The following is a 12,404-nucleotide window of genomic DNA, read 5'->3' as shown; positions in this document are numbered from 1 at the left end:
TCCGCCCTCTATGCTCTCAGCTCGAACAGAGTGCCGAGTGCGACATGAGCGAGGGGCGGGGCCGCAGTGGCGGAACAGAGCGTGCGGTGGGGGATTCTGGCGACCGGCGGGATCGCGGCCGCCTTCACGGCGGACCTGGTGGATCTGCCGGACGCCGAGGTGGTCGCGGTCGCGTCGCGGACCCGGGCCTCGGCGGACGCGTTCGCCGAGCGGTTCGGCATCCCGCGCGCCTACGGCGACTGGGCGTCCCTCGCGCGGGACGAGGACATCGATGTCGTCTACGTCGCGACCCCGCACGCCGCGCACCGCGAGGCCGCCGGGCTGTGCCTGGAGGCCGGCCGCAACGTCCTCTGCGAGAAGCCGTTCACGCTGAACGTCCGCGAGGCCGGGGAACTGGTCGCGCTGGCCAGGAAGCACGGCGGCTTCCTCATGGAGGCCATGTGGATGTACTGCAACCCGCTGGTGCGGCGCCTCAAGGCCCTCGTAGACGACGGGGCCATCGGCGAGGTCCGGCACGTCCAGGCCGACTTCGGGCTGGCCGGTCCCTTCCCGCCCGCGCACCGGCTGCGCGACCCGGCGCAGGGCGGCGGCGCCCTGCTGGACCTCGGCGTGTACCCGGTGGCCTTCGCACAGCTGCTGCTCGGGGAGCCGTCGGACGTGACGGCCCGCGCGACGCTGTCCCCGGAGGGCGTCGACCTGCAGACCGGCGCCCTGCTGTCGTGGGACGGCGGCGCGCTCGCCTCCCTGCACTGCTCGATCTCGGGCGGTACGCCGACCGTAGCGTCCGTGACCGGTTCCGCGGGCCGTATCGACGTGCCGGAGGGCTTCTTCCACCCGGAGCGGTTCGTGCTGCACCGCGACGGCCGTGACCCCGAGGAGTTCACGGCCGACCCGGCGGACGGGCCCCGCACCAGCATGCGGCACGAGGCGATCGAGGTGATGCGGGCCCTGCGCGCCGGGGAGACGGAGTCCCCGCTGGTCCCGTTGGAGGGCACCCTCGCCGTGATGCGGACGCTCGACGCGATCCGGGACCGCGTGGGCGTCCGCTACCCGGGCGAGGCCCCCGAGGAGGACCGGACGTCCGCGCTCACGCCGGCGTGAGCCCCTGGCCGCCGACCTGGGTGACGAAGGACGCGGCCGTCGTGACCGGCGCCCCCGGCGTGGTCACGTACGGCACGGTCCGGAAGTCGGCCCGCGCCAGCCGCTCCCCCAGCGCCACCCGCGCATAGCCGCGCCGGCCGTTGTAGAACCGCAGGTGCGGGTTGGCCTTCATGTACGTGTCCCAGTTGGCGGGCCTGTCGGTGCCGTCCCGGCCGCTGGCGATCGACGTCGCCACGATCTCCGTGCCCAGGGTGGCGGACGTGGCGTCGTCGAAGTCGTCCTTGATGTCGAAGGCGTAGCCGACGTGGACGTCCCCGGTGAGCACCATGAGGTTCTCGACGCCGGCGGCCTTCGCGCCGTCCAGCACCCGGCGCCGCGAGGCGCGGTAGCCGTCCCAGGCGTCCATGGACACCCGTGACGGCTCGGTCGGGTCGAACCTGCGCTGGGAGAACGTCACCTGCTGCGGGACGACGTTCCACAGGGCGGTGGAGGAGCGCCAGCCGTCGAGCAGCCACCGCTCCTGCGTGGCGCCGGTGATCGTGCGCGCGGGGTCGTCGATCTCCGGTCCGGGGACCTGGGCGCCGTCGCCGTACGCCTGGTTGGAGCGGTACTGGCGGGTGTCGAGGACGTCGAGCTGGGCCATTCGGCCCCAGTGCAGCCGCCGGTACAGCCGCATGTCGGGGCCGGTGGGCCGCTGCGGCAGGCGCAGCGGCTGGTTCTCCCAGTAGGCGCGGTAGGCGGATGCCCGGCGCAGCAGGAACTCGGCGGGCGGGACGCTGTTCTCCGGGGTGTCGCCGGCGTAGTTGTTCTCGGTCTCGTGGTCGTCCCAGGTGACGACGAAGGGGTGCGCGGCGTGCGCGGCCCTGAGGTCCGGGTCGGACTTGAACAGGGCGTAGCGCAGCCGGTAGTCCTCCAGGGTCACGGTCTCCCGGTTGAACACGGCGGGCAGCGTGCGGTCGGTGTAGTTGCGGTAGCCGCCGACGGAGTTGACGGCGTACTCGTACAGGTAGTCGCCCAGGTGGAGCACGACGTCCACGTCGTCCTGCGCGAGATGCCGGTACGCCGTGTAGTAGCCGTCGGCGTACGCCTGGCAGGAGACGGCGGCGAAGGTCAGCGGGGTCGTCGCCGAGGCCGCCGGGGCGGTGCGGGTGCGACCGGTCTCGCTGATCCAGGTGCCGGTGCGGAAGCGGTAGTGGTAGACGCGGCCGGCCTCCAGGCCGGGGACGTCGACGTGGACGGAGTGGTGGTACTCGGGGTGGGCGACGGTCTCGCCGCTCGCGGCGACCTGTGTGAACGCCTCGTCGTGTGCCACCTCCCATCGCACGGCGACCGGTTCCGCGGTCATCCCGCCGTCCGCCTGGAACGGCACGGGCGCGAGGCGGGTCCACAGGACCACGGAGTCGGGCAGCGGGTCGCCGGAGGCGACGCCGAGGGTGAAGGGGTTCTCGGCGATCCGGCGGGCGCCGCGCGCGGCCGCGCTCGCGGCGACCGGGGCGGGCAGCTGCACGGAGAAGGCCAGCGCGGCGGCCGCGCCGGTGAGGGTCAGAAAGCGGCGGCGGCCGATGTGCCGGGCCGCCGCGCGCAGTTCGGGGCTGTGCTGGGTCAGGTCGTTCGTGGTGGTCATCCGGTCCTCCCCTGCCCGATGGAGGCACGGGGCGCCGGGACGGGCCGGGACGACACGAGCTTGGCGCGTACACAACACCCGGATGGCGGACAGGCGGGTTCCGAATGGCGGACCGTCCCCTACGCTGCCGCTCCATGGACGACAAGCAGACGGGGACGAGGATCGCCGTGGTGACCGGTGCAGGCTCGGGCATCGGCCGCGCGGTCGCCGTGGAACTGCTGCGCGCGGGCTGGTCCGTGGCGCTGGCCGGCCGGCGCGTGGAGACTCTGGAGGCGACGGCGGACCTGGCGCCGGAGGCCGCCTCGCTCGCCGTACGGACGGACGTGGCGCGGCAGGAGGACGTCACCGCGCTGTTCGCGGCCACGGTGGAGCGGTTCGGCCGGGTGGACCTGCTGTTCAACAACGCCGGCACGTTCGGCCCCGGCGGGGTGCCGGTCGAGGAGCTGCCGTACGACGCATGGCGGCACGTGGTGGACACCAACCTCAACGGGGCGTTCCTGTGCGCGCAGGCGGCGTACCGGCAGATGAAGGAGCAGGATCCGCAGGGCGGCCGGATCATCAACAACGGCTCGATCTCGGCGCACACGCCCCGCCCGCACTCGGTGGCGTACACGGCGACGAAGCACGCGCTGACCGGGCTGACGAAGTCGCTGTCGCTGGACGGGCGGCCGTACGGCATCGCGGTGGGGCAGATCGACATCGGCAACGCGGCGACCGACATGACCGCCCGTATGCGGCAGGGCGCGCTCCAGGCGGACGGCTCGGTGGTGCCGGAGCCGGTGATGGACGTTGCGGACGTGGCCCGCACGGTGCGGCACATGGCGGAGCTGCCGCTGGCGGCGAACGTCCAGTTCGCGACGGTGCTGGCGACGGCGATGCCGTACGTCGGGCGGGGCTGAGGGGAGCCGGGACGGGCCGGGGCGATCCCGAGGGTGCGCGCGTCTTCACGATGTGCACAACTGGAATCTGTGATTCCGCTACATCGCCCCCGGTAGGCGGCTTATGCTCAGATCACTCTGCACGAGAGCTTCACATTCGGAGCAGCAGGGTTCGCATGCCATACCGAGGGGGGACGCGGCAGCCGTTCCACCGCACCGGGTGGGGGTGGACCTCGCGTGGGACCGCGAGGGACGCACCGGTGGGTGGGACGGCTGTCGTGCGTACGCCGAGGGCGCTCAGGCCTGACCCGTCTCGAAGCGGGAGATCCGGCCGTCGTCCTCGACCTCGAAGTGCCAGCGGGTCCGCATCTCGCCATACGTGTCGTTGCGGTACGAGGCGATGAGGTCGCGGCCCCGGTTGGACTCGTTGTCCACCTCCAGGTGCCCGTTGGACGAGAAGATCTCCCGGTCCACCCAGTCGGTCAGATCGCGGTCGGTGCCGTCGTCGGCCATGGTCGCGCCCGGCGCGAGGACGCCCATGAAGGCGTCGCGGTCATGGGCGTTGACCGCCGTGACGAAGGCACGGACCGTGGGGTCGCTGAGCTTGGACGTCTGAATGGTCATACCGGCAGCGTCACACCGGCCCCACCGGCCCGCCACCCGAACGGCGCCGCGGCGGGGCGGACGGGGGCCCCCGGTGTCACGGTGGAAGGGCGGGAGCTCCCCGCCGGGCCTGTCCCCGCCGACCTGTTTCCGGGAGTCGCTGTGACTGCTTTCAACCGACACGACGTGGGTCTGCTCCTGCTCCGGCTGGGAGCCGGCGGCGTCCTGATGGCGCACGGAGCACAGAAGTTGTTCGGCTGGTTCGGCGGCCACGGCATCGAGGGCACCGGCCAGTTCATGGAGTCGATCGGCTACAAGCCGGGCAAGGCCAGCGCGACGGCGTCGGGCCTGGCGGAGACGGGCGGCGGCGCCCTGCTGGCGCTGGGCCTCGCGACTCCCGCCGCGGGCGCGGCGGCCGCCGGCGGTATGGCGGGCGCGGCGGCCGTGCACGCCCCGAACGGCTTCTTCAACCAGGAGGGCGGCTACGAGCACGCCGCCATCCTCGGCCTCGCCGCGACCAGCCTCGCGATCACGGGCCCCGGCCGGCTCTCCCTGGACCACGCGCTGGGTCACGTCCTGGACCGGGGCTGGATGGTCCCGACGGCCCTCGGTGTGACGGCGGCGGCGACCGCGCTGGTGGTGGGCGCCCGCAACCGGCGCCTCGACCGCCCGGACAAGGACGGCGAGTTCGCGGACCAGGAGACGCTGTTCGAGGAGTGAACCGGGCGCCGGTACCGCACGGGTGCGGTGCCTAAGCTGCCCGCATGACGACTGACGAGGCCACCGCCGACCTGTGGAACGACGTCGACGCCCTGTGGGCGTGGCTGGAGGCCGGGCAACCGCATGGCGGCACGGAGGGCCTGCTCCTGCGGATGCTGAAGCTGTCGGAGGAGGTCGGCGAGGTCGCCCAGGCCGTCATCGGGGCGACCGGCCAGAACCCGCGCAAGGGCGTCACCCACACGTGGGACGACGTGCAGTCCGAACTGTGCGACGTGGTGATCACGGCCCTGGTGGCCCTGCGCACTCTGACCCCTGACGCGCGGGAGGTCTTCACACGCCACGTGGCGCGGGTGACGGAACGGTCGCTGGGGGCGGGGGCGTAAGAACTCGAGGGCTGAACTCGGGGCCCCTCAGCTCCACGGCGTGGCGACGAGCCGGATGCGGGCGTCGTGGCCGACCAGCGGGAGGGCGCTCTCGGGCAACGGGATGTGCGCGACCCACCGCCCGGGGGCGGGGTCCTCGTCCGACCGTGGCGCACCGGCGACCTGGTGGTCGCGGATGGCGCCCTCGATCTCCGAGTTCCAGGCGGCCCAGATACCGGGCCCGGCGTCCGGGGTGCCCACGTCGATGACGAGGGTGTCGGAGAAGTCGGCGGTGCGCTCGATGTGGTCACCGAGGCTGAGGATGCCCCGGTGCTCGCGCAGCGAGAGAAGCCGCAGCATGAGGATGAACCTCATCGGCCCGCCGGCCGCCGGCCGCAGCCCGCTGTTGAGGAAGGTGGTGGCGAGCGGGACGGCGGCCTCCGTGCCGTCCGCGGGCGGGTCGAGCTGGACGGGGCACCAATGGGCGGCCAGCCGCTCGTGCATGACGACGGGCAGCCCGCGCACCGACAGCCGCGTCTCGGCCTGCCACACGAGGTCGTCGTCATCGGGCAGCCGGTGCCCGACCAGCGACGCCTCGATCCGGGTGTCCCCGAACAGGAACCGCCGCAGGTTCTGGTACCCCTCCTCCGAGTTGACCATCCCGTACCGCCCGCTGTGGCTGCGGTGCACATACGCCCGGTGCGCGCCGGGCACGTAGGCCCGATCGATCTGCACGAGCCCGTCACTGTGCGGCCCGACGGCGGCGGAGGACAGCCCGAAGGCGACGTCGTAGTCGCCGGGGTCGGTGCCCACGAGGCAGAAGACCCGCTCCAGTGGCAGCGCCCCGGGCTCCGGGGGCATCCGGCGGGCGTCCCACCCCTCGGGCGGGCCGTCAGGGTCGAACTCGGCCTGCGGGGTCAGATACTCGTACATCCGCCGGGGCCCGAAGATGTCGGCGCCCTGGATCCCGACGGCGTCGCGGATCCGTTCCAGCCATCCACCGCCGACGTCGAAGGAGATGCCGCCGTGCGGGGTGCCGTAGGTGAAGAGTTTGCCGATGCACTCGGCGGCGTCGCGCCCGCGGTCCGGCAGCACCTTCTGCAGCAGGCACCGGCAGATCAGCCCGCCCATGGAGTGGGCCACGAGGTGGACGGCGGGGGCGCCGGTCTTCTCCCGCAGCCGGTCGACGAGGTCGAGCAGATCGGCGGCGGCCCGCTCCAGCCGGTACTCGCCGGGCTGCCCGCCCCAGGTGGTGGACGACCGGTCGTAGAAGCGGTGCACCCACACGGAGTTGGCGGGGACCTGCGTGTGCTGGTCGAGGTAGGTCTCCTGGCTCCCCTCGACGAGCAGCTCGTACCCCTCCTCGCGGATGAGCCGCAGCAGAGGGCTCTCGAACTGATGGAACAACGGCTGATCGTGCGCGCCGACCCGCACATGGGTGGACCCCTCGTTGAACCCGTAGAAGGGATCACCGACGGCCTTGTCGATCCCGGACGTCCCTCCGGCGAAGCCGCGGACGTAGACGAGGGGAAGACGGCGGGGGTCGTCCACGGCAACCTCCAGGGGACGGGTCACGTCTCCTGCCTAGCCGAAGCGGGGCCCGGGCGCCCGCGGGGACACCCGCGAGGGTGAACCCGCCCTACCCTGACGGCTGCCCCCACCCGAGGAGACACCCCATGCCACAGCCGCCGCGCCGGACGCCCGAGGTGACGGAGATCGTCGCGCACAACAGATCGGCCCGATCCCGGCACGTGCTTCTTCGAGCCGCCCTGGGCTCGGTCCTGATCGCACTGCCCTTCGCCCTGACCGGGGCGGGCGTACCGAACACGTTCCTGACGGTCCTGCCGATCGTGCCCGGCCTGTTCATCCTGCTCCTCCTTCTCCTCCAGGTCCGCCACGGCCGGCGCCTCGACGTCTGCGAGCGGGTGCTGCGGACGTACCCCCTGGAGTACCGGGACCGGGTGGACCGGCGCGGCTCCGACTGGCTGCTGCTGGGTACGGTCCACACGCTGAAGCTGCCGGTCCGCGGCGGGCACGGCGCCCACACGATGCGCGCGCTGAACGCCTCCCTGACCCGGCGCTGGCCCGAAGGTGCCGCGAGCGGCGCCTGGTTCGCGGGAGACCCGGCGTTCGGCGGCGTCATGGTCGTCCCCGACACGGGGGACATGCTGTTCCTTCAGCCCGCCGAGTGGCGGAAGTACGAGACCGAGCGCGACGAGGCCGACCCCGGGCGCCGGGCCCTGGCCGAACAGGCGGGAATCTCCGCCCTCCTGGAGAAGGAGCCGAACACGATCGCGGCGCTGGGCGGCTGAGCCCGGGGAACGGGGGCGGCAGACGAGTCGGGCTGTACGCCGGGTTCTGTTCCGACGGGTCCTCGCGGGCCCGTCGGCGACGGCCATCCATCTAGGGCCGGTGTTGCCACCGGCCTCGTGCGGTCTACCCGCGGACTCGGGCGGGCAGCCCTCGATCGTCCGCGCAGAGCGCCTTTTACAGCGCTCCTCTTGACCTTGCTCCGGGTGGGGTTTACCTAGCTGCCTGAGTCACCCCAGGCACTGGTGGTCTCTTACACCACCGTTTCACCCTTACCCGGCACCTGAGTGCCGGGCGGTCTGCTTTCTGTGGCACTGTCCCGCGGGTCACCCCGGGTGGCCGTTAGCCACCACCCTGCCCTGTGGAGCCCGGACGTTCCTCGGGAAGCCCCCTGAGGGACTCCACGCGGCCGCCCGCCCGGCTCGTCTGCCGTGTCGACTATGGTACCGGGCGGTCGGGGCCGCCGTCGCCGTGCGGCGTCAGAGCAGGTCCGTCGTCTCCAGTTCGAATGCAAACGGGGCGGGGAGGGCGAGGGGTTTGCCGAGCGGGCGGGTGCAGTGCCCTCGGTAATCGTCCTGCACCGGATCGCTGAACAGCGTGATCGAGCCCGCTTCACGATCGACGAGCAGATAGAGCGGGATACCGCCACGGGCGTAAGAGCGCCGCTTGGCTTCCCGATCGGCTCTGGGTTTGGTCGATGTCACCTCGAGCACCATGCTCACGCCGTCGCCCGGCATCCATGGGTCCGCACCTCGGTACAGGCGCCTTTCCCTGGGGGCGAATGTGGCGTCGGGGATTACCCGGTCCCTCGGGGAACCCTCTCCGCTCCGCAGCACCAACCCTTTGGTCCCGGCGAACTGCATCTTCGTACGGGAGTGCAGTATCACCTGCTCCACGATCAACCCGATGCAGTCCTCGTGATCCCCGTCCGGCGGCGGCGTCACAACAATCTCCCCCTCGACCAGCTCGGCCCGGAAACCCTCCGGAGTGTCCAGGGCGAGAAAGCCCTCCAGCAGGACGTCTTCCTGTGTGAGCGGCTCGTGGGCCATGGCGGTCATGTCACGCCCCTCCTTCTGTCGCCCGTCAGACTGGGACATCGGAAGATCACCTGTCCGGGAGATCGGAAACCGTTCCCTCGATCGTGGCACAGCGCCCGCCCCGCCGTCCCTTGACCCTGCCGCGACGTCAACGTCTCTACTGGTCCCATGCGGATCGGAGAACTCGCCGCCGCGGTCGGCGTCACCACGCGGGCCGTGCGGCACTACCACCATCAGGGGCTGTTGCCCGAGCCGGAGCGGCTGGCCAACGGGTATCGGGACTACACCCTGCGGCACGCCGTCGTGCTGGCGCGGATCCGGCGGCTGACGGAGTTGGGGCTGGGGCTCGCGGAGGTGCGGGACGTGCTGGCCGAGGATGCCGGGAAGGACCTCGCCGAGGTGCTGGGCGAGCTCGACGCGGACCTCGCCCGGCAGGAGGCCGCCATACGGGAGCGGCGGGCGCGGCTGAAGGCCCTGCTGGACACGGAGGGCGGGCTGCCCGCCGAGGGGCCCGTGTCGCCCCGGCTGGCGGCGCTGTTCCGGGACATGTCCCAGGTCACCGACTCCCCGATGGCCGCCAAGGACCGTGAGCTGCTCGCTCTCATCGAGACCGCGGCGGGGGACGAGACCGGCGAGGCCGTCATGGCCGCGCTGGGCGACGCGCTCGCCGTGCCGGGTGGGCAGGAGCGGGCCCTCGCCGCCTACGCCCTGCTCGACGACCTCGCCGACGCCGATCCGGCCGATCCCCGGGTGGACGAGGCGGCCCGTGCCCTCGTGGACTGTCTGCCCCGTGGGGTGCTGCCGGAGACGCTCGAGATCGACTCCGACGACGGTTTTCTGCGGGCCTTCTACGCCGATTTCCCGCCCGCCCAGGCCGAGGCTGTCCGTCGTGCGCTGGCGCTGGTCATGGAGCAGGGGTGAGGGCCGTCGCCGCCTTGATGCGGCATGAGCTGCGGCTGCTGGTCAGCATCGGGTTGTGGGTGGCCCGTCGGCGGCACGGGGTGCGGGGCGGGGTCGCGTTCCCCTACGCGCGGGGGCAGGGGGTGATGCTGCTCGGCTTCGGGTTCGTGGTCGTGATCGAGTCGGTGATGATGTCCGTGCTGCTGCGCGGCCATCCGGTCGTGCGGGGGGTGTGGTTCGCGGTCGACGTCTACACGCTGGTGCTCGTGCTCGGGATGCATGCCGCTTCCGTCGTACGGCCCCATGTGCTCCTCCCCGGCGTACTGCGGGTCCGGCAGGCCGGGCATGTCGATCTGCGGATACCGGTGGACCGTGTCGCGCGGGTGCGGCGTGAGCTGCGGACCACCCACGCGGCCGCCGAGGGCGAGCTGAATCTGGCCGTCGGCTCGCAGACCAACGTGACACTGGAGCTCGCGGAGCCCGTCGTCCACACCGGTCTCCTCGGGCGGCGGCGGGAGGTGGGGCTGGTCCGGCTGTACGCCGAGGACGCCGCCGGGCTCGTCAGCGGCCTCACACCGGCTCGAAGCGCACCTTCGCCGTCGTCGGGTCGGCCTGGGTGAGGCGGACGCGGAGAGGGTCGCCGAGAGGGAGGGGGGATGGGCCGTCGACGCGGCCGATGACCGCGGGGGTGTGGAGCTGGACCACGCCGGTGGTGGGGCGGTGGTCGTCCACCTCGATCACGCAGGCGTCGAACTCCTCCCCCACCCGGTCCTTCAGCAGTGCCGCCTCCACCAGGTCGACGCACTCCCGCTCGACCGTGCCCGCGCGCCGGGCGCCTTCGGTCATACGGGAGGGGAGGGTGTCGAGGGCCTCCAGGACCCAGTCGGGGACGGGGTCCCTCGCGGTGGCCGCGAGGCAGATCTCCGAGGCGTAGCGGTCGACCAGGCGGCGCAGGGGCGCCGTGCAGTGGGCGTAGGGGGCGGCCACCGCGGCATGGGTGGTGAGGGCGGGCAGCTCTCCGTCGCGGAACGGGGTGTAGCCGGCGCCGCGCAGCAGGGTCGTGCACTCCTGGAGGAAGGCCGCGTGGTGCGGCCGGTGCGGGTCGAGCGAGCGGACGAGCGCCGCGTACGACACGTGGTGCGGCCACTCGATGTGCAGGGCGCGGGCGGTGCGGCGCAGCCGGCCCACCGCGCCGTCGGGGGCGGTGGGCAGGGTGCGCAGGACGCCGGTGCCGTGGGCCAGCATCAGCTCCGCGGCGGCCATGCCGGTGAGCAGGGAGAGCTGAGCGTTCCAGGCGTCGGCGGGGTGGGGTGCGCGGTAGGCGAGCTCGTAGGTGTGGTCGTGCTCGACGATCTCCTGTTCGGGGACGTTCAGGGAGATTCCGCCGCGTTCCAGCTCCAGGCGCTCGCGCAGTTCGCCGATCTCCTTGAGCAGGGCCAGGGGTTCCTCGGCGGTCCCCGTGTCGATCTGCCGTTGCACACCCGCGTAGTCCAACTGGGCCCGGCTGCGCACCAGGGCGCGGTGGACGTCGACGGCGACCGTACGGCCCTCCGCGTCCAGGTCGATCGTCCAGAGGACGGCGGGGCGGTCCCGGTCCGGTAGCAGGCTCGCGGCGTCCTCGCCGAGCTGGGCGGGGTGCAGCGGGACGCGGGTGTCGGGGAAGTAGAGGGTCGTCACCCGCCGGTGCGCCTCCCGGTCGAGCGCGCCCGACGGTACGACGAAGGCGGCGACGTCGGCGATGGCGTACCGGACGCGGTAGCCGGTGTCCCGCCGGGACAGGTGCAGGGCCTGGTCGAGGTCGGTGGAGCCGGGCGGGTCGATGGTGAGGAAGGGGACGTCGGTGGCGTCGCGTGCGGGGAGGACGGGGGCCTTCGCGGCGCGTTCGGCCTCGGCCAGGACCTCGGGCGGGAAGCTCGCGGGGATGTCGAGCCGGGTGCGCAACGCCGTGAGGGCGGCGCGCAGGGGGGCCTCGGGGGCGCCGGTCACGCGGATGTGGCGGCGGGGCATGAGTCGAGCGTAGGGCGAGGGGGCCCGGCGGGCACGCCGTACCCTGAGCGGGGTTCGATCGAAGGAGTGTCTGTGCTTGTCCTGCTGCCGCCGTCCGAAGGCAAGGCCGCGTCCGGCCGGGGTGCGCCGCTGAAGCCGGAGTCGCTGTCCCTGCCGGGGCTGGCCGGGGCACGGGAGGCCGTGCTGACCGAGCTGGTCGACCTGTGCGCGGGTGACGAGGACAAGGCGCGGGACGTGCTCGGGCTCAGCGAGGGGCTGCGCGGCGAGGTCGCGAAGAACGCCGGTCTGCTCATGGCGGGTGCCCGGCCGGCCGGGGAGATCTACACCGGGGTGCTCTACGACGCGCTCGGCCTCGCCTCCCTGGACGCGGCGGCGAAGCGGCGGGCGGCCCGGTCGCTGCTGGTGTTCTCGGGGCTGTGGGGTGCTGTGCGGGTCACCGACCGCATTCCCTCCTACCGCTGCTCGATGGGCGTGAAGCTGCCCGGGCTGGGCGCGCTCGCGGGGCACTGGCGGGCGCCGATGGCCGAGGTGCTGCCGGAGGCCGCCGGGAACGGGCTGGTGCTGGACCTGCGGTCGGCTGCGTACGCGGCGGCGTGGAAGCCGAAGGGCGAGGTGGCCGGGCGGACGGCGACGGTCCGGGTGCTGCACGCGCCGACCCGGAAGGTCGTCAGCCACTTCAACAAGGCGACGAAGGGCCGGATCGTGCGGAGCCTGCTGACGGAGGGGGCGGCGCCGAAGGGCCCGGCCGAGCTGGTCGAGGCGCTGCGGGACCTCGGGTACGAGGTGGAGGCCGAGGCACCGGCCGGGGCTGGAAAGCCGTGGGCGCTGGACGTGCTCGTGGACGAGGTTCACTAGCGCGCAC

Annotated in this window: 13 protein-coding genes and 1 other RNA gene; 8 read left to right on the top strand and 6 right to left on the bottom strand. The window is 72.8% G+C overall.

From position 1 onward, the window contains the following. The first annotated feature begins 66 nt into the window (after positions 1-66). Positions 67-1,101 (top strand): Gfo/Idh/MocA family protein, encoded by a 1,035-nt coding sequence (locus tag ADL34_RS33820; protein ID WP_062667437.1) that lies wholly within the window; start codon positions 67-69, stop codon positions 1,099-1,101. Here ADL34_RS33820 and ADL34_RS33815 read toward each other — a convergent pair. After that, positions 1,088-2,725 carry an alkaline phosphatase D family protein gene (locus tag ADL34_RS33815; protein WP_062667435.1) on the bottom strand — a complete coding sequence of 546 codons (1,638 nt, stop codon included), beginning with the start codon at positions 2,723-2,725 and terminating at the stop codon, positions 1,088-1,090. The genes ADL34_RS33820 and ADL34_RS33815 overlap by 14 nt on opposite strands. A 134-nt stretch (positions 2,726-2,859) precedes the next feature. Here ADL34_RS33815 and ADL34_RS33810 point away from each other — a divergent pair, with 134 nt between their 5' ends. Then, entirely contained in the window at positions 2,860-3,624 is a 765-nt protein-coding gene (locus tag ADL34_RS33810; protein ID WP_062667433.1) for an SDR family oxidoreductase, read from the top strand. Positions 3,625-3,900: 276 nt separating this feature from the next. On the opposite strand, the gene ADL34_RS33805 is transcribed toward ADL34_RS33810, so the two are convergent. Beyond that, entirely contained in the window at positions 3,901-4,227 is a 327-nt protein-coding gene (locus tag ADL34_RS33805; protein ID WP_062667431.1) for a hypothetical protein, read from the bottom strand. 141 nt (positions 4,228-4,368) lie between these two features. On the opposite strand from ADL34_RS33805, the gene ADL34_RS33800 reads away from it, so the two are divergent. Continuing rightward, entirely contained in the window at positions 4,369-4,926 is a 558-nt protein-coding gene (locus ADL34_RS33800) for a DoxX family protein (protein ID WP_062667429.1), read from the top strand. A gap of 44 nt (positions 4,927-4,970) precedes the next feature. Beyond that, positions 4,971-5,309, top strand: a complete 339-nt coding sequence (locus tag ADL34_RS33795; protein WP_062667427.1) for a MazG-like family protein — start codon at positions 4,971-4,973, stop codon at positions 5,307-5,309. Positions 5,310-5,336: 27 nt separating this feature from the next. Here ADL34_RS33795 and ADL34_RS33790 read toward each other — a convergent pair whose 3' ends face one another. Then, the gene (locus ADL34_RS33790; RefSeq protein WP_234375172.1) at positions 5,337-6,863 is read right to left on the bottom strand and encodes an esterase/lipase family protein; all 1,527 of its coding nucleotides are present in this window, start codon (positions 6,861-6,863) and stop codon (positions 5,337-5,339) included. 101 nt (positions 6,864-6,964) lie between these two features. On the opposite strand from ADL34_RS33790, the gene ADL34_RS33785 reads away from it, so the two are divergent. Next, entirely contained in the window at positions 6,965-7,600 is a 636-nt protein-coding gene (locus tag ADL34_RS33785; protein ID WP_062667423.1) for a hypothetical protein, read from the top strand. 19 nt (positions 7,601-7,619) lie between these two features. Here ADL34_RS33785 and rnpB read toward each other — a convergent pair. Together rnpB and ADL34_RS33775 are read right to left on the bottom strand one after the other, a co-directional pair. Further along, positions 7,620-8,023: RNase P RNA component class A (gene rnpB / locus ADL34_RS33780), an RNA gene on the bottom strand. A 54-nt stretch (positions 8,024-8,077) separates the two neighbouring features. Beyond that, positions 8,078-8,656: a Uma2 family endonuclease gene (locus ADL34_RS33775; RefSeq protein WP_062667416.1), complete on the bottom strand. Its 579-nt coding sequence runs from the start codon at positions 8,654-8,656 to the stop codon at positions 8,078-8,080. Between the two features lie 147 nt (positions 8,657-8,803). Between ADL34_RS33775 and ADL34_RS33770 the strand changes: the two genes are divergently transcribed. Both ADL34_RS33770 and ADL34_RS33765 read left to right on the top strand, forming a co-directional pair. Then, a complete protein-coding gene (locus tag ADL34_RS33770) occupies positions 8,804-9,556 on the top strand; it encodes a MerR family transcriptional regulator (protein ID WP_062667414.1) in 753 nt (250 codons plus the stop codon). Continuing rightward, on the top strand, positions 9,553-10,155 hold the full coding sequence (locus ADL34_RS33765; protein WP_234375171.1) for a hypothetical protein: 603 nt from the start codon (positions 9,553-9,555) through the stop codon (positions 10,153-10,155). Before ADL34_RS33770 ends, ADL34_RS33765 begins: the two co-directional genes overlap by 4 nt. Here ADL34_RS33765 and ADL34_RS33760 read toward each other — a convergent pair. After that, entirely contained in the window at positions 10,106-11,542 is a 1,437-nt protein-coding gene (locus tag ADL34_RS33760; RefSeq protein ID WP_062667412.1) for an RNB domain-containing ribonuclease, read from the bottom strand. The genes ADL34_RS33765 and ADL34_RS33760 overlap by 50 nt on opposite strands. Positions 11,543-11,614: 72 nt before the next feature. On the opposite strand from ADL34_RS33760, the gene yaaA reads away from it, so the two are divergent. Continuing rightward, entirely contained in the window at positions 11,615-12,397 is a 783-nt protein-coding gene (gene yaaA / locus ADL34_RS33755) for a peroxide stress protein YaaA (protein ID WP_062667410.1), read from the top strand. The last annotated feature ends 7 nt before the right edge of the window (positions 12,398-12,404 follow it).

Origin of the sequence: Streptomyces sp. NRRL WC-3605 (genome assembly GCF_001509795.1) — a bacterium.
In the GTDB taxonomy this organism is placed as follows: Bacteria; Actinomycetota; Actinomycetes; order Streptomycetales; family Streptomycetaceae; genus Streptomyces; species Streptomyces viridochromogenes.
Note: the sequence above shows the minus strand (reverse complement) of the source record. Positions and strands in the feature narration are given on the sequence as shown.